Origin of the sequence: Muricoccus vinaceus (genome assembly GCF_042433125.1) — a bacterium.
In the GTDB taxonomy this organism is placed as follows: Bacteria; Pseudomonadota; Alphaproteobacteria; order Acetobacterales; family Acetobacteraceae; genus Roseomonas; species Roseomonas vinacea.
This window is the reverse complement of record NZ_JBHLVZ010000103.1, coordinates 1-16,705: the sequence shown is the minus strand read 5'-3', so window position 1 is coordinate 16,705 and position 16,705 is coordinate 1. Positions and strand designations below refer to the sequence as shown.

Here is a 16,705-nt window from a genome sequence, read left to right as displayed (position 1 = left end):
GCCGCCTGAGCCGTGGCCACCTCAAGCCCAAATGCAATTTCCACCACGTTGACGGACGCTACCGGCTGAGCCGTGCGGGCAAGCGCGTGCGCCTTGTCGACTCCCCCTTCGAGCAACCGCTCGGCCGCCGCAGCACGGCGCAGGTTTGGCCGCTGTCCTGGCGCATCGTTGCCGCTTTTCCCGTCCGGGACGCGATGATGCTCGGCCTCTGGCTGCTCGGCTGGACCAGCGGGACGACGGTATGGCGTGGCAACACGCTGCCGCTGGCCGCAAAGGGCGGGATGGCGGACGGGCGGGCGGAGGCGGCGGGCTCAACCTGAAGTGCCGGCGTGGCGGGCGCGCCAGCCCGGGATTACGGAAGAAAGCACCGGGCGGGCCGCTGGCCTGCCTTCAACTCGCATCCACCGCGGTATCGAGCGCCGGCTCCGCAGCGCGCCGCGGGCGGAAGAAAGACAGCTTGCGCTCCTCCGCCCAGGCCACCAGTTCGAAGCGCCCGTCGAAATGCTCCACGAGCGCGGTGCAGCTCTCCACCCAGTCGCCATCGTTCCTGTAGACGATGCCGCCGATCTCGCGCATCTCGGCATGGTGGATGTGCCCGCAGATCACCCCGTCCAGGCCGCGCCGCCGCGCCTCCAGCGCCAGGGCTTCCTCGAAGCGGTCGATCGCCTTCACGGCGCCCTTCACCTGGCGCTTCAGCCACTGGGAAAGAGACCAGTAGGGATATCCCAGGCGGCGCCGCGCCAGGTTAACCAGGCGGTTCAGCTCCAGCGCCACGTCATAGGCCCAGTCGCCGAGAAGGGCGAGAAACTTGGCGTAGCGCACCACGCTGTCGAAGGCGTCGCCATGCATCACCAGCAGGCGCTGCCCATCGGCCGTGACGTGCTCCGCCTCCCCCGTCAGGCGCACGCCGGCCACTTCCAGGCCGAGCCAATCCCGGAACTTCTCGTCGTGGTTGCCGGGGATATAGGTGACCGCCGAGCCATGCCGCGCATGTCGCAGAACCAGGCGGATCACCTCGTCATGATGCGCGTCCCAGTACCACGACTTGCGGAGCCGCCATCCATCCACGATGTCGCCGACAAGATAAAGCTGCTCGCAAGCCATGGAGCGCAGAAAGTCGGCCAGGAATTCCGCACGGCATCCGCGCGTGCCCAGATGAACGTCCGAAATGAACACGCTGCGATACTGCCGGGTCGCTTCGGCGTGCTGCATGTCCGCTCCTGCCATCTGTCCGCACGAGACTATACGTCACGGGGTGATCGCCACGTATGACGGTTACTTTAAATGGGGAATGGTCCTGTTCTTCGAATCCGGTGCGGCCAGGCGCAGGTGTTCGGGTAGCGTGATCCCTGAGCATGGAAGCGCTGCGCGAAGCCGAGACGGCGCGCGGCAGTTCGTGGGGATGGGCTGCCGGGATCCGGCGGCTGGAGCCGCTTGCGCGGGTGACCGGGAAGCCAGGCGCCCGGCCGTGGGCCCGGCCGAGAACGCTCGGGGCCACGACGGGCTACGGTACTCACGCAGGAGCGCCAGGCGACGAAGGTCATGCACCAGCGCCTTCATCAACCAAGGCCGCTGGCGGCCGCAGGGCATTCGGCGAAGAGCCCGGCGCTCCTCACCGAAGATGAAGTTCATGGGCGTCAGTGGGAGGAGGGACACGTTCACCAGCGTGACGGCGTCTCCCGTCCCGCCGGTGATCACGACGCCGGATCCGTCCTGCCGGGTGTTGCCCATAACCTGCTCGAAACTGGTGAAGGAATCAGGCGCGAACCGGATGACGTCGTCATCGGCGGAGGACTGGCCGAAGCCGGAGATCGTGTCCCGACCGGATCCGGGCGCGAAGACGAACACATCATCCTCCTCTTCGCCGAAGAGGCGGTCGCCGCCGGCATCCCCGCCCAGAAAATCGTCGCCAGCCTGGCCGCTGAGCAGGTCAGCGCCCTCCCCACCGGATGCGGTGTCGTCCCCCTGGCCGCTGGCAACCGTGTCACGCCCGTGCCCGCCGGTGAGGCGATCATTCCAGGCTTCGCCAAGAACAACATCATCGCCGGCGCCGCCTTCAAGGCCGTTGCCTTCCGTACCGCCGTAGAGAAGGTCGGTGCCGGTGCCGCCTTCGATCCGGTCGGAGCCGCTTCCGCCGCTCAGCGTGTCGTTGCCGCCCAGGCCCGCCAGCACATCCCGCCCGCCCTGGCCAGCAAGAGCGTCGTCGCCGGCCCCGCCGATCTGCGGCGCATTGCCGGTCCCGGAAGCCGTGTCGTGCGCCGTGGTCACGCCGGATCCTTCGTTGGGCGAGATGAGCAACGGCGCGCCGGCGGGCGCGTCCCCGGCGGGCACGAAGCGGATGCCTCGGGTGCGTCCTCCGTCGCGATGAGTCCGGCATACTCCACCTGCGGGGGGAGTTGATGGCGAAGGACATGACGGAGTCCGCCCGCTCCAATGCCACGAAGGCGTAGAGCTGCCCTTCCACGACCCCGAGCGAGATGCTCTCGGGCTCCGGCACCTTGCTGTCGGAGCGGGTGTCGTCGAACAGGTCGGGGCGCGCCTGGAGCAGCATGCGCTCGATCAGGTCGCCGGAGTCGCAGGTTTGCACGAGGCCCGTCTCGGTTGCCTCCCAGAGCGCCAGCACGAGCCCGCTTCGCGGATCAAGGGCGACAACTTCGGGGCCGCCGACGGCGGTGTCGGAACTGTTTACGGTTCACAGAAGGGTTCCGGTGGTGCCGGCCATCGTCATTGCGCTCCCGTGAAGTCATGAACACACGTCTCAGGTGGGTCCGGTTACAGGGAGGCAATCGCTTCATCATGCGCGGCCATGTGGCACCTGGGCTGATCGCGAGGTTGTCTATGGCGCGCCTTCAGGATGCGCGCTGACTGCGGCGCGATGCGCGCCCCATGACGTTCCGCACGGGCATGGCCATGGTTGCCCGGCGGGTCAGGCGATGCGGCTTGGCTCAGGGGCAAGCTGGCGCCAGGCTCGGCAGCCAGGTGCCCCGCTCCGCGTCGGTGGGCGGCCCGCGCGTCAACCCGATGACACGCGCCGCATGAGGGCCCGGGTTCAGCCGCACCCGCCAGCGCCGCCGCTTCGTGAAGGGGCTTGTTGTTCTCGGCACCACGGCAAGGACCGGCGCCATCCCGCCGCAGCCCCAGGCCAGGATCTCCTCCGTTCCCACGTTTTCGGTGCCCGAGGGCGCAAATCCCATCCGCCGGTAAAGGTGCTGAGCGGCCGGGTTATCCCTGTCGACCAGCAGGAGAACCCGCCGGCATCCCGGCACGCCGGAAAGCCTGCGGAGAACCGCGGCGAGCATCGCCCGACCGATCCCGGCACCCTGCGCCCGCGTGGAGACGGCCAGGTATCCAAGCCACCAGCATGAACCGTCCTGCGGGTCCGGATGAGTAACGTAGAAGCCGAGTGGCTCCCCATCGCGCTCCGCCATGACGAGCACGTGGGCGGAACCCTGACGGACGGCGGCCGCGACCGCTTCAAGCGGGCCCAGAAAGCGGGCGGTCACATCCGGGTCGAGGGGAATGCTGAACAGGATATCAGTCTCGGCACGACCGATCCGACGATACTTCAGGGGAGCCCTGCTCCCGGGGGTGATCATGAAAACCTTCGCGACCGTGAACAACGTGGCGCACATGCGCGCCGGACAACCTCAGTGCCTCCGGTTTTCAGTCGCGGGTCCGGGTGCGAGCCGGAGAAGGTCCTTTCGTCATTCTTAAATTATGGTGCGGCAGGGAAACAGGCTCAAGCCGGTATTCCCGATGTCATATGTTCTTCATCTTTTCCATTCCCGGTGATTTCTGAGTGCCTCCGCAGCATGGCGGCCACTTCATTCATCCTTGGCAGGCAATGGGGGCACCTCGGCCGGCGAACCACGGGACGGAAGAGGCGGATCGCGCGGCGCACGGCATCAGCGCAGGATGCAGGCTGGCACGACCTGCGCATCCCGGCCGCTTCCAGCCGGCACGCCAGCACTCAGAAGGTCCGGCTGAGATAGAGCATGGAACGGGCCTCGCAGATCTTCTGGCCGCCAAAGCACTCGCCGCGGTTCAGGCTTGTGTCGAAGTAGCCGGCTGTCAGCACGAAATCAGAAATCCTGTAGGACAGGCTCACGCTCCAGTTGGCGAAGTCGGGCGATCCCCAGCGGGCGTTGTTCTGGATCCACTGGTAACCGCCACGCCCGGCAAGGGTCAGGTCATGGGGCAAGGCAAGCTCCAGACCGCCCTCCACATAAAGACCGGTGCCGCTCTCAAGCTGGTAGTTGGGCGAGTAGTTGAGAAAAGCCAGCACCTTGGCTGGCAATGGAAGGTCTGAGATGTTGAAGGAAGCCTTGGCTGCGAGTTCGACGTATTGCAGATCGTAGGCGGATGCCGGACGGTTCTCGAAGCCTGGATAGGTGTAGGCGATGCCGCCGAAATCGAGGCTGATGCCGGAGACAGTGGTGCGCCAGCCGGCCAGTGCGTCGGCCTCCTGCCGGGCATTCGCGCCAAGGAAGGTGACGTTGGACACGAAGCCGCCGACGTAAAGGCCACTGCCGTGCTGAATGTCGACCGTGGCCTGCACGGCCGGGCGGTTACGGGTCTGGCTGATACCGCGGAAAAGGTAATCGGACGAGATCGTCGGCGTGAGGCCGATGGTAAGGCCAAGTGGCTCGGTCCCGAAGGCGGATGCCCCGGCGGGAACGGCAACCGCCCCGGCCGAGAGGCCCAGCAGCGTCAAGGCGCGCAGGCTGTGGTGCAGGTTCATGGCCATGGTCTTTCCGGTCACGATCAACGCGCGTCGTCGAGCGCGAGGTTGAGGCGTAGGACGTTCACGCGCGGCACGCCGAGAAGGCCGAGCAGCGGCGCCGTGGTGTTTGCTGCCACGAGCGCGCGGATGCGTTCCTGCGGCAGGTTCCGGGCCTGCGCGACACGGGCGACCTGGCGCGCCGCATTCTCCGGGCTGATGTCAGGGTCCAGTCCCGAGCCGGATGCGGTAACGGCATCGGCCGGGACCGGCGCAGGACCCTCCGCGGCGACGCGCTTCCTCACCGCGTCGATCAAGGCCTCGCTGGTCGGCCCGCGCTGGGACGCGGCGCCGGCGGCGGCGTTGTAGGGCGCGTCGACCGTCTTCGTGGCGTCCTGCGGATCGGCCGCGCTGGTGGCGGATGGGCGCGGGTGGAAGTACCGCGCCTCCGTGAAGTTCTGGCCGATCAGGGCGGAGCCGACGATGCGGCCGTCGCGCTCGATCAGCGAGCCGCCGGCCTGTGAGGGCATGATGGCGCCCACGACCTGGGTGAACACCGCGGGTGTGGCGATCCCGAGAAGGGCGGTGAAGCCGGCCACGATCGTGAGGGCGGGGCGGAAGACGGACATGGCTCAGGCGATCCCGAGAAGCTGGAGAAGGAGGTCGATGACCTTGATGCCGGCGAAGGGCGCGACGATGCCGCCCAGCCCATAGACCAGCAGGTTCCGCCGCAGCAGCGCCGCGGCGCCGGACGGCGTGTAGCGGACGCCGCGCAACGCCAGAGGCACGAGCGCGACGATGATCAGTGCGTTGAAGATCACCGCGGAAAGGATGGCGCTCTCGGGACTGGCCAGGCGCATGACGTTCAGTGCCTGAAGCCCCGGGTATTGCAGCACGAAGATCGCCGGCAGGATGGCGAAGTACTTCGCCACGTCGTTGGCGATGGAGAAGGTGGTCAAAGCACCGCGGGTGATCAGCAACTGCTTGCCGATCTCCACGACCTCGATGAGCTTGGTCGGGTCGCTGTCCAGGTCCACCATGTTGCCGGCCTCGCGCGCGGCCTGGGTGCCGGTCTGCATGGCCACGCCCACGTCGGCCTGGGCAAGGGCGGGCGCGTCGTTGGTGCCGTCTCCGGCCATTGCGACCAGGCGTCCCTCGGCCTGCGCGTTCCGGATGTACTGCAGCTTGTCCTGGGGCGTGGCCTCGGCGATGAAGTCGTCCACGCCGGCCTCGGTGGCTATGGCGGCAGCGGTGAGGCGATTGTCGCCGGTCACCATCACCGTGCGGATCCCCATTGCGCGGAGTTGGACGAAGCGCTCGCGGATGCCGGGCTTGACCACGTCCTTCAGCTCGATGGCGCCCAGCAGGCGGCCATCCTTCGCCACGGCGAGCGGCGTACCGCCCTGGCGCGCGATGCGGTCCACCGCGTCCCGCAGCGCGGCCGGTGCCTCCTGGCCCGTGCTGCGGATCAGGCTGTCCGCCGCGCCCTTGCGGAATTGCCCGCTCGGCAGGTCGAGCCCGGAAATGCGGGTCTGCGCGGTGAAGGGAACGATGTTGACGTTGGCCGGGACCGGCGGAGGCGTGATGCCGTGCCGGTCCCGGGCAAAGGCCAGAACCGAACGCCCCTCCGGCGTTTCGTCGGCGAGCGAGGAAAGGACGGCGGCCTCCGCCAGGTCGCGCTCGGCCACGCCGGGAACGGGATAGAAGCCCGCGGCCTGGCGGTTGCCGAGGGTGATCGTGCCGGTCTTGTCCAGCAGCAGCACGTCGACGTCGCCGGCGGCTTCCACCGCGCGGCCGGAGGTGGCCATGACGTTGAAGCGCACCAGCCGGTCCATGCCGGCGATGCCGATGGCCGAGAGCAGGCCACCGATCGTCGTCGGGATCAGCGTGACCAGCAGGGCTGCGAGCACCGGCACGGAAGGTGGGGTTCCGTTCCAGGAGGCGAGGCCCACCACGCTGGCGACCGCGATCAGGAAGATGATCGTCATGCCCGCCAGCAGGATGTCGAGCGCGATCTCGTTGGGCGTCTTCTGGCGCGAGGCGCCTTCGACGAGGGCGATCATGCGGTCGATGAAGGTGGAGCCGGGCGCGGCCGTGATCTTCACCACGATCCAGTCCGACACCACGGTGGTGCCGCCGGTCACGGCGCTGCGGTCGCCACCGCTTTCACGGATCACCGGCGCGCTCTCGCCGGTGACCGCCGCCTCGTTCACGCTGGCGATGCCCTGCACCACCTCGCCGTCGGAGGGGACGATGTCGCCGGGTTCGACGAGGACGTGGTCGCCCACGCGGAGCTCCGTCGCGTTGCGGAGCTGCCAGTTCGAGCGGTCGTCGGAACGGGGGAGGACCTTGGCCTGAGCCTCGGTGCGGGCCTTGCGGAGACTCTCGGCCCGCGCCCGCCCGCGGCCTTCGGCCACCGCTTCGGCGAAGGTCGCGAAAAGCACGGTGAACCAGAGCCACAGGGCAATGCCGGCCTGGAACCCCCAGGCCTGGCCGCCGAGTGCGGCACGGATGGCGAGCACGGTCACGAGGATGGAGACCACCTCGGTGACGAAGATCACGGGGTTCCGCAGCAGCGTGAGGGGATTGAGCTTGCGGACCGCATCCCCCAGCGCCCTCGGCAGGAGGGCGGGGTCGAGCATGGGAGGCCTGACGCGGGTTCCTGCGCCAGGACCGGCGGTGGTGCTGTCGAGCATCGGGATGGGTCTCAGAAGGTCTTGCCGGCGAGCATGATGAAGTGCTCCGCGATCGGCCCGAGGGTGAGGGAGGGCAGGAACTGCAGCCCGCCGAGGATGAGGATCACGCCGGCCAGAAGCCCGGCGAAGAGCGGCCCATGGGTCGGGAAGGTGCCGGCGCTCTCGGGCGCCTTCGCCTTGGCCGCGAGCGAGCCGGCGATGGCGAGCACCGGCACGGCGAAGGCGAACCGGCCGAGCAGCATGGCGATGCCGAGCGTCACGTTCATCCAGGGCGTGTCCGACGTCAGCCCGCCGAAGGCCGAGCCGTTGTTCCCGGCCGCCGAGACATAGGCGTAGAGCATCTCGGAAAGGCCATGCGGTCCGGCATCCTGGATGGAGGACATGGCGGCCGGCAGAACGACGGAGACGGCGGTGAAGCCGAGCACGGTGGTGGGCAGGATCAGCACCGCCAGCATGGCGAGCTTGATCTCCCGCGCCTGCACCTTCTTGCCGAGGTATTCGGGGGTGCGCCCCACCATCAGCCCGGCGACGAAGACGGCCAGCAGGGCGAAGACGAGCATGCCGTAGAGGCCCGATCCCACGCCGCCCGGAAGCACCTCGCCGAGCTGGATCAGGAACATCGGGATCAGCCCGCCAAGTGGCGTGAAGCTGTCGAGCATGGCGTTCACCGCACCGCAGGATGCGCCCGTGGTGGTGGCGGTGAACAGCGCGACGAGCGGCATGCCGAAGCGGAGGTCCTTGCCTTCCATGTTGCCCATGGCGGGATCCACCCCGAGCGCGGTCAGGAGCGGGTTGCCCGCGGCCTCGGCGGCATAGATCGCCGCGGTGGCGACCACGACGAACCCGACCATCACGGCCAGCAGCGCACGGCCCTGGCGGATATCGCCGACGATGCGCCCGAAGGTCAGGCAGAGCGCGAAGGGGATGATGGCCTGGCCCAGGATCTGCAACGCGGTGGCCAGGGCGTCCGGTCCCTCGAAGGGGTGCAGGGCGTTCACGCCGAAGAAGCCGCCACCGTTGGTGCCGAGGTGTTTGATGGCGATCTGAAAGGCGGCCGGGCCGAGCGGGATGACCTGCTCCGCGCCTTCCAGCGTCGTGGCCGTCACGTAGCCGGAGAAGGTCTGCGGCATGCCGAGGGCGACGAAGCCGAGGCCCAGCACAACGCTCATCGGCAGCAGCACGTAAAGCGTGACGCGCGTGAAGTCGGCCCAGAAGTTGCCGAGCTCCCGCACGCCGCCGCGCGCGAAGGCGCGCGACACCGCCAGGGCCAGGGCGATACCCGTGGAGGCCGAAAGGAAGTTCTGCACGGCAAGCCCCGCCATCTGGCTGAGGTAGGACGCCGCGACCTCGCCCGAGTAGGCCTGCCAGTTGGTGTTGGTGACGAAACTGACCGCCGTGTTGAATGCCAGCCAGGATGACATGCCATCGAGGCCTTGTGGGTTCAGCGGCAGCGCTCCCTGAAGGCGCAGGATCGCGAAGAGCAGCACGAAGCCCGCCGCGTTCGCGGCGAGCATGGACAGTCCATAGGCTCTCCAGTCCTGCCCGCGCGCGGGATCGATGCCGCCGGCGCGGTAGAAGAGGCGCTCGACCGGACCAAGCCACCCGACGCGCCCCGTTGAGACGGCCGCGATGTACCGTCCGACCGGCAGGGCGGCCGCGACGGCGATGATGAGGACGAGCGCGATCTGCGCCCAGCCGAAGAAGGTCATGGGATCACAGGTCCTCGGGGCGCAGCAGCGCCCACAGCAGGTAGGCGAGGAGGCCGGCGCTCACGGCGCCGCCCAAGATGAGGTCGAACATGGCGCGTCAGACCCGGTCGCAGCCGGCGACGTAGGCGGCCATGAGCGCGAAGGCGCCGAGGCCGAGGGCCAGGAGAAGGATGTCGAGCATGGGTCTCCCCTGCTGGCAGAGGGCCAGCAACCGGGACATCAATCGGCAGCCATGCATAAAGACGCCATTCGGGATTCAGACCGACTCCATAAAATTCCCATAAAGACGGTGGAATTCGGCAAGTCGGGCCTGGATTTTTTATGGAATTTTTACGCGTGGACCGCGGATGCGTCATCGCGGTTTTATGCGCCCGCGGTCAAAGAAGGCAGGGTATGACGATGGGAGCAGCACGGCATGTCCGCCGCCATCTCGCACCTGCCGGAACGGCCACCTGCGAGTTCCGTATCACCGATCCACCGGACCGCCGCCGGCCGACTCCGAAGCGGGATGCGGGTTCTCCGATCAGGCCGCCTGCCTGTTCTCAGCCTTGTGCTGCTCCTGCTCTGGAGTTTTGTCGGGTCGTTGGCCATGGGGCTCCGTACGCCGGCAACGTCGGACGCCGGCATGGCCCGTCTTTGGCTCGCGGGCGCGATGGCCATCGCCCTGGCGGGCGTGGTAGCCGGGTTCCTCGCGGGCCAGGGCGAGGACGGATGACGCACGAGCCTTGCCGCCCTGCCACCCGGCGGCTCGCCTGAGCATGCCGTCCTCCGGCAGCCCGAGGGAGCCTGCCCGGCCGGACCCGGACGCCCTTCTCGCCGCCGCGACGCGGGAAGGCCGCGGGCGGCTGAAGGTTTTCCTCGGCGCCGCGCCCGGTGTCGGCAAGACCTACGAGATGCTGACCGAGGCCCGCCGCCGCGCGCTTGGTGGAGGTGATGTCGTCGTCGGCCTCGTCGAGACGCATGGCCGCGCCGAAACCGCCGCCCAGGTAGCGGGGCTGGAGGTGCTGCCCCGCGCCCGCCTGGACTACCGGGGCCAGGTGCTCGAGGAATTCGATCTCGACGCCGCCCTGGCCCGCCACCCGGCGATCCTGGTGCTGGACGAGTTGCCCCATACCAATGCGCCCGGCAGCCGCCATCCCAAGCGATGGCAGGACGTGGAGGAGTTGCGCACGGCCGGGATCGAGGTGTGGACGGCGATGAACGTGCAGCACCTGGAGAGCCTCTCCGACGCTGTGGCCCGCATCACCGGCGTCCGTGTCGCCGAGACGGTGCCCGACCACGTCCTGGCCGGCGCGGACGCGGTCGAACTGATCGATATCCCGCCCACCGAACTCCTGGAGCGGCTTCGCCAGGGAAAGGTCTACCGGCCCGATCAGGCGCAGCGCGCGCTGAGAAGCTTCTTCCGGGAGGGGAATCTCGCTGCCCTGCGGGAAATGGCGCTGCGCCGCACGGCGGAGCGGGTGGATGCCGACGTCACGGGCTACATGCGCGCCAACGCCATCGCCGGCCCCTGGCCGGCAGGCGAGCGCGTGATGGTGCTCGTCGGCGGCGATGCCTCGGCCGAGGCGGCGGTGCGCCAGGCCCGGCGCATCGCCGACGCGCTGCGCGCCTCGCTCGTCGCGCTGCACGTCGAGCGGCCAAGTGGCGCGGCCGGCGATCCCACCCCGGCGCTGCGCCTGGCGGAAGCCCTCGGGGCCGAAACCGAGACCGTCGTCGACACCGACCTGCCGCGCGCCATCCTGGCCGCGGCGCGGGCGCGCAACGTCACGCACCTCGTGATCGGCCGCGGCAGGCCCCGGCTCTGGCGCCGCCTGACCGGGCGTACCCTCTCCGCCACCCTGCTGCGCCAGGCATCGGATTTCGCCCTGCACCTTGTTCCGGATCCGGCCGTGACGGGGCGGGCACCCGCGCCGCCGCAGCGGCGTTCCTTTCCGGGCTGGCTCAACCGGGCCATCGTGCCCGTCCTGGTCCTGGCGGCCACCGGCATCAACCTGACCCTCGACGAGCGGGTGACGGAAGGCTCGCTCGGCATGGTCTACCTCGCCGCGACCGTGGCGGGCGCGGTCGCCTCCGGGCCGGTGCACGGCCTCGCCACCGCCGTGCTCTCCTTCCTGCTGTGGAACTACCTCTTCATCGAGCCGCGCTACACCCTCACCATCGATGGCCCGCAGGAGATCCTCGGCGCGGTCGTCTTCGGCCTCGTTGCCCTGCTGCTGGCCGGCACGGCCGGGCGGCTGGGGCACTCCGTGCGCGCCGCGCAGGCACGCGTCTTCGGCCTCCGCCGGCTGGTGGAGTTCAGCCGCCGCCTGGGCGCGCCGATGGACCGTGCCGCCCTGCTCTCACTGACCGCCGAGGAGGCCCAGCGCGTCGCCGGCTGCCCCGCCTGCGTGCTGATGCCGCTTTCCGGCGAGGAGGTGCCGGGGCTGGGACTTCCGCGCGAGCGCCGGGCGGATGATGCCGACCTCATCCCCCGCGCCTCGTCTCCTTCCGGCATGGAGCCGGACGATGCCTCCATGGCGGCCGCGCGCTGGGCCTATGCAAAGGGGCGCGCGACGGGGTGGGGCACGGACACGCTTCCGAACAGTGCGTGGCAGTTCCAGCCGCTGCCGACCGCACAGGGAATCGCGGGTTTGGTCGGCCTGCGGTTTGCCGACCGCGCGGAGCCGCTCGACCCCGAGCGGGAGCGCGCGCTGCACGCCCTGCTGGACCAGGCCGCCATCGCGCTGGAACGCGCGGAGCTGATGGAGGAGCGCGCCCGCAGCGTCGTGCGGGCAGAGGCGGATGCGCTGCGGACCACCCTTCTCACCTCCCTCGGCCACGACCTCCGGACCCCCCTCACCGGCATCCGCGGCTCGCTCGAGACGCTTCGGACCATGGGCGACGCCCTGCCGCCCGAGGCGCGTGCCGACCTTATCCTGACCGCCGAGGAGGAAACGGCGCGGCTCGGTCGCTTCGCGACCAACATTCTCGACATGGTCAGGCTCGAGAGCGGCGAGGTGACGCTGCAGCCCGAGCCCCTGGACCTGCCTTCCGCCATTGAGGCGGTCGTCGAACGCGTGCAGCACGCCACGGACCGGAAGGTGGAGCGCCGGATCGCTCCCCATCTTCCGGCGCCGTCCCTCGACCCGGTGCTGTTCAACCAGATTCTCGCCAACCTGCTCGACAACGCGCTGAAGTTCTCGGGCCCGGGCGGGCAGGTCGTGGTGACCGCGCGGCGTGAGGGCGCCAACGCCGTTGTCTCGATCGAGGATGACGGGCCGGGCATCCCCCACGAGGATCTTTCGCGGATCTTCGATCCCTTCTTCCGCGCCTCCCGCACCGACCGGATCGCGGCCGGCAGCGGCCTCGGCCTCGCCATCGCCCGTGGTCTCACCCGCGCGATGGGCGGCGGGATCGCGGCCGACAGCCCGATCCTGAACGGGAAGGGCACGCGCGTGACGGTGAGGTTTCCCTCATGAGCAAAACGCCACCCGACGTGGCACCACCCCGCGTGCTGGTGGTCGACGACGAGCCGCAGATCCACCGCTTCCTGAGCCCTGCCCTCGCCGCTTCCGGCTACGAGCCGGTGCGGGCGGACAATGCCGTGGAAGGCCTGCATCTCGCGGCCACCCATTCTCCGGCCGCCATACTGCTCGATCTCGGCCTTCCGGATCTCGACGGCCAGGAGATGATCCCTCGCCTGCGGGCCTTCACCGCGGCGCCCATCATCGTGCTGTCCGCCCGGGACGGCGAGAGGGCGAAGGTGGCGGCGCTGGATGCGGGCGCCGACGACTATGTGGAAAAGCCCTTCGCCCTCGGTGAGCTCCTCGCACGCCTGCGCGCCGCCCTGCGACGGATCGCGGCCCTGGAAGGGCGTGCCGCGCCGGAGGCTCATTTCCAGGCCGGCCCGCTGGCGATGGATCTCGCCGCACGGACGGTGACGCTGGATGGATCACCGCTCCGGCTGACGCCGCGCGAGTACGATCTTCTCGCGGCCATGGCCCGCGCGGGAGGCGGGCGGGTGGTCACGCAGCGCCAGTTGCTCGAAGCGGTCTGGGGACCGGGGCACGCCGAGAACGCGCAGTACCTGCGCGTTTACGTCGGCCATCTCCGCCAGAAACTCGGTCCGGCGGCAAGCCTGATCCGCACCGAACCCGGCGTCGGCTACCGCCTCGTTCCGCCGGAGTAGAAGAAGACGGCTCTCGTTTTATGCCGATTTTACGCGCTCCCGCTTCGATCGACATCGCCGTTTTATGGGAAGACCGTCATCTGTCGCGGCGTGGAGGTTCCCATGTCCGCTCTTATTCGCTCTGCTCACTTATCCGCGCCGGTGCGGGCTGCTCCAGCGGCGCGAACCCGGTCGGCGATCCGCAGGCCGGGCCAGGATTGGCCACCGAGCCTGCGGTCGCACACGATCGGGTCTGCCCGCGGGTGTGACCTGCTGGGCGCGGCTTCGGCCGGGCCCGATGACCGCGTGCTCGTCATCGGGGAGGCCGCAGCCGATACACTGTGCGACGCCATGCGGCGCGGTTGCCGGGGCGGCTCAGCCTTCCGCGCAGCGCCCGCCCATCCGGACCCGGTGGAGGTTGTGGTCGCGCCCACCATCCGCACCGAGGAAGCCGGCCAGGCCGTCGCGGACTGCGCACGCCGCGCCCTGCCGGCCGGTGGGCGCCTCGTTCTGCGTGCGGTCGGCCAGGGCGCGGCGGAGCTGGCCCGCGGGATCGCCGGTCGTCTTCGGGACTACGGCTTCGAGCGCGTGCTTCTGCGTGGCGAGGCCGAAGGCGCACTCATCGTCTGCCGCCTCTCTGGTGGCGGCAAGCTCGGGAAGCTCCGCTGAGATGCGCCCTCCTCCGACCTTGCGCGGCGTTCTGCCGGCGCTCGTCACCCCCTTCCTGGCGGGTGACCCCGGCGAGCTGGACCTCGTCGCCCTGTCACGCCTCGCGGCACGTGCCCTTGATCGGGGCGTCGCCGGGCTGGTTGTCTGCGGCAGCACCGGCGAGGCGCCGGCGCTCGCACCCGCGGAGCACGCCCGCACCGTTGCCTGCGTGGCGGAGGCTTCCGGCGGGCGGCCCGTGGTTGCCGGTGTCGGTGCCCCCTGCACGGAGGCGGCGGTGGCACTGGCCGTGGCCGCCGAACACCTCGGCGCGACCGCGCTTCTGGTCTCCGCGCCACCCTACGTGAAGCCAGGGCAGACCGGTCTGCGGGCGCATGTTCGCGCCATCGCCGCCGCGACCGGCTTGCCCATCGTGCTCTACGACGTGCCCTCCCGCGCCGGCATCGCCTTCGCGGACGAGACGATCGCGCGCCTGTTCGAGGACAGGCAGATCCAGGCGCTGAAGGACGCGAGCGGCGATCTGTCCCGTCCGCCTCGCCTTGCCCGGCTCTGCGGCCCGGAGCTGATCCAGCTCTCCGGGGACGATGCGACGGCGCTGGCGCACCTGGCCATGGGCGGGCAGGGCTGCGTTTCCGTCACGGCGAACGTCGCGCCAGCCCTGTGCGCGACCTTGCAGGCCGCCTTCACGACCCGCGACCTGAGCTTCGCGGCGACCCTGCGCGACCTCCTCGCGCCATTGGACGCCGCCCTCTTCGCGGAAACCAATCCCGTCCCGGTCAAGGCGGCGCTCGGGCTGATGGGGCTCTGCGCATCCGGCGTGAGGCTGCCGCTGACCCGTTCCGAACCGGCGACGATGGCACGGCTTTCCCGCGCGCTCGTCGCCGTCACGGAGCAGGAGGAGGCTACGGCGGCCGCGTTCGCGCGGCCTCGCTTCCGGCAGGTGGCCTGACATGGCCGGGGAGCCGGAGTTCCTCCGGGGGGATCCCGCATCGGCGCAGGCGCTGGCACGGGTGGGGCTGGCTGGCGGCTTCATCGGGGCGTGGTGCACGTTGGTCCACATCCTGACGGCGCGGCCGGTCACGCCGGTGCCGATGCTTGTCGTGGCCGCCTTCGTGGCCCTTGGCTATGCCGTGGCCAACCGGGAGCGCCCGCTGGCGGCCAGCCTGAACCGCTGGGATGAGGCAATCACCTTCGTGGGCCTGGCTGCCCTGGCACGGGTGGTGGTGCGAGCGGTGGCGGCATGAGGATCGACGGGACGCAGGCCATCCGGAAGGCTGCCTTGCTGCAGGGCATCCACCTCGCTGTGGCGATCGTGGGAACACAGGCCGGGCCCGACGCTCCCGCTTCCGGGGCCCGCCGGATCCTTGCGTGACGACATCGCCGGCCAGGTCGGACGCCCTTGAGGAACGCCGGCACAGGGCCGGCCTGCTGACGGCGATGGAGGAGGGAGAGCCGGGTGCTGGCCTGATCGACGGATGATCCGAGGGGGCGCATCGACAGCGGCCCGGGGCTGGATGGCCAGGCTGGCGCCAACCGGGCGGTTGTCGGCCTGGACGCTGCCGGAGCGATCGTTCAGAGCCACTTCGCGCGTTTGAAGCTGATGAACAATGTCAGGCAGAGCGCGGCGATGACAGCCAGAACGATGAAGTAGCCGTTTTCCGTTTTCAGCTCGGGCATGTTCTCGAAGTTCATTCCGTAGATGCCGGCGATGGCCGTCGGAACTGCCAGGATGGCTGCCCAGGCAGCCAGCTGGCGTGTGATGGTGCCTTGCCGCTTCTGCTCAAGGAGGGAGCTCACCTCGAACACGGACGTGAGCACCTCCCGCAGGGCATCCACCATGGTCTGGACGCGGCGGACGTGGTCGAGAACGTCGCTGAAGTAGGGACGAGCGTCAGCATCAACGCAGGGGAGGTCCAGGCGAACCAGCTTGGAGCAGACCTCACCCATCGGCCCGAGCACACGTTGGAACCGGATCAGCTGACGGCGGAGGTGGAACAGACGTGTGACCTGCTCGCGGTCCAGGAAGTTGTCGATCGCGTGCTGCTCCATGGCGAGCACGTCCTCCTCGATGGTTTCCACGATGGGCAGGTAACCATCGACGATGAAGTCCAGCACGGCGTGAAGCACGTAATCCACGCCGTGCGCGAGGAGCTTGGGGGCCGCTTCAAGGTGAGCGCGGAGCTCGCCGTGCCCCCGTCCAGAACCATGGCGGACCGTGATGACATGGTTGCGGCCGACGAAGAGCGCAGTCTCGCCGTAGGTGATGTGGTCGTCTTGCAGGTGTGCCGTCCGGGCGAGGACGAAGAGCTGTTCCCCGTACACATCGACCTTCGGGAGCTGGTTGCCCTTCAGGGCATCCTCGACAGCAAGCGGGTGCAGGCCGTACGTTTCCTGGAGTTGCTTCAGCTCCTCCGCCGTCGGGTCAATCAACCCGATCCAGGCGAATTCGGCGGCGTTCCCGGTGCATGGGTTCGGCTGATTGACATCCAGGGGCTCGACACGCTCCCCCTGGCGATAAAGGTAGGCGGCGACAACCGTCATTCTCTGATCCCGGCCTTGTCCGAGGCATCATAGCGAACGCAACGGCTGTTGGCGCCAGGCACCGACCGCGCAGCCTGCCGCTTCCGGGCCGGTGCCGGCGGAAGGACGCAATGTCCTGCCGGTGGGGCGGCAGCCGGTTTTCCGGCCGGGCAACGCTGCTATCTAGTCGGCCCTGAATAACCCCATTAGGCCGCGCGGGCTGTCACTGGGAGATGGTCCGGCTGGG

General features: G+C 69.4%; 15 protein-coding genes. 7 read left to right on the top strand and 8 right to left on the bottom strand.

The window, feature by feature from the left end; all coding sequences use genetic code 11:
- On the top strand, positions 1-320 hold a 320-nt coding region (locus ACFFIC_RS27855), incomplete at its 5' end, for a hypothetical protein (RefSeq protein ID WP_377056599.1).
- Between the two features lie 70 nt (positions 321-390).
- On the opposite strand, the gene ACFFIC_RS27850 is transcribed toward ACFFIC_RS27855, so the two are convergent.
- The 7 genes from ACFFIC_RS27850 to kdpA form a co-directional block, all read right to left on the bottom strand.
- Complete coding sequence (locus tag ACFFIC_RS27850) at positions 391-1,212, bottom strand: UDP-2,3-diacylglucosamine diphosphatase (RefSeq protein ID WP_377056597.1); 822 nt, start codon at positions 1,210-1,212, stop codon at positions 391-393.
- Between the two features lie 63 nt (positions 1,213-1,275).
- Positions 1,276-2,268 (bottom strand): calcium-binding protein, encoded by a 993-nt coding sequence (locus tag ACFFIC_RS27845; protein ID WP_377056595.1) that lies wholly within the window; start codon positions 2,266-2,268, stop codon positions 1,276-1,278.
- A 677-nt stretch (positions 2,269-2,945) separates the two neighbouring features.
- Positions 2,946-3,596 (bottom strand): GNAT family N-acetyltransferase, encoded by a 651-nt coding sequence (locus tag ACFFIC_RS27840; RefSeq protein WP_377056593.1) that lies wholly within the window; start codon positions 3,594-3,596, stop codon positions 2,946-2,948.
- Between the two features lie 374 nt (positions 3,597-3,970).
- Positions 3,971-4,747 carry a TorF family putative porin gene (locus tag ACFFIC_RS27835; RefSeq protein WP_377056591.1) on the bottom strand — a complete coding sequence of 259 codons (777 nt, stop codon included), beginning with the start codon at positions 4,745-4,747 and terminating at the stop codon, positions 3,971-3,973.
- 17 nt (positions 4,748-4,764) lie between these two features.
- The gene (gene kdpC, locus ACFFIC_RS27830; protein WP_377056589.1) at positions 4,765-5,349 is read right to left on the bottom strand and encodes a potassium-transporting ATPase subunit KdpC; all 585 of its coding nucleotides are present in this window, start codon (positions 5,347-5,349) and stop codon (positions 4,765-4,767) included.
- A gap of 3 nt (positions 5,350-5,352) precedes the next feature.
- Positions 5,353-7,362 carry a potassium-transporting ATPase subunit KdpB gene (gene kdpB / locus ACFFIC_RS27825; RefSeq protein ID WP_377056587.1) on the bottom strand — a complete coding sequence of 670 codons (2,010 nt, stop codon included), beginning with the start codon at positions 7,360-7,362 and terminating at the stop codon, positions 5,353-5,355.
- Between the two features lie 65 nt (positions 7,363-7,427).
- Positions 7,428-9,125, bottom strand: a complete 1,698-nt coding sequence (gene kdpA / locus ACFFIC_RS27820; RefSeq protein ID WP_377056585.1) for a potassium-transporting ATPase subunit KdpA — start codon at positions 9,123-9,125, stop codon at positions 7,428-7,430.
- Here kdpA and ACFFIC_RS30095 point away from each other — a divergent pair.
- The 6 genes from ACFFIC_RS30095 to ACFFIC_RS27790 all read left to right on the top strand — a co-directional run bounded on the left by ACFFIC_RS30095 (position 9,124) and on the right by ACFFIC_RS27790 (position 15,182).
- The gene (locus ACFFIC_RS30095; protein ID WP_456306975.1) at positions 9,124-9,522 is read left to right on the top strand and encodes a hypothetical protein; all 399 of its coding nucleotides are present in this window, start codon (positions 9,124-9,126) and stop codon (positions 9,520-9,522) included. The genes kdpA and ACFFIC_RS30095 overlap by 2 nt on opposite strands.
- A 361-nt stretch (positions 9,523-9,883) precedes the next feature.
- Positions 9,884-12,583: an ATP-binding protein gene (locus tag ACFFIC_RS27810; RefSeq protein ID WP_377056583.1), complete on the top strand. Its 2,700-nt coding sequence runs from the start codon at positions 9,884-9,886 to the stop codon at positions 12,581-12,583.
- Positions 12,580-13,293: a response regulator gene (locus tag ACFFIC_RS27805; RefSeq protein WP_377056581.1), complete on the top strand. Its 714-nt coding sequence runs from the start codon at positions 12,580-12,582 to the stop codon at positions 13,291-13,293. Before ACFFIC_RS27810 ends, ACFFIC_RS27805 begins: the two co-directional genes overlap by 4 nt.
- A 285-nt stretch (positions 13,294-13,578) precedes the next feature.
- The gene (locus ACFFIC_RS27800; protein WP_377056579.1) at positions 13,579-13,941 is read left to right on the top strand and encodes a hypothetical protein; all 363 of its coding nucleotides are present in this window, start codon (positions 13,579-13,581) and stop codon (positions 13,939-13,941) included.
- Between the two features lies 1 nt (position 13,942).
- Positions 13,943-14,887, top strand: coding sequence for a 4-hydroxy-tetrahydrodipicolinate synthase (gene dapA, locus ACFFIC_RS27795; protein ID WP_377056577.1), 945 nt, complete (start codon positions 13,943-13,945; stop codon positions 14,885-14,887).
- 1 nt (position 14,888) lies between these two features.
- The gene (locus ACFFIC_RS27790; protein ID WP_377056575.1) at positions 14,889-15,182 is read left to right on the top strand and encodes a hypothetical protein; all 294 of its coding nucleotides are present in this window, start codon (positions 14,889-14,891) and stop codon (positions 15,180-15,182) included.
- 328 nt (positions 15,183-15,510) lie between these two features.
- On the opposite strand, the gene corA is transcribed toward ACFFIC_RS27790, so the two are convergent.
- On the bottom strand, positions 15,511-16,479 hold the full coding sequence (gene corA, locus ACFFIC_RS27785) for a magnesium/cobalt transporter CorA (RefSeq protein ID WP_377056573.1): 969 nt from the start codon (positions 16,477-16,479) through the stop codon (positions 15,511-15,513).
- Positions 16,480-16,705: the final 226 nt, after the last annotated feature.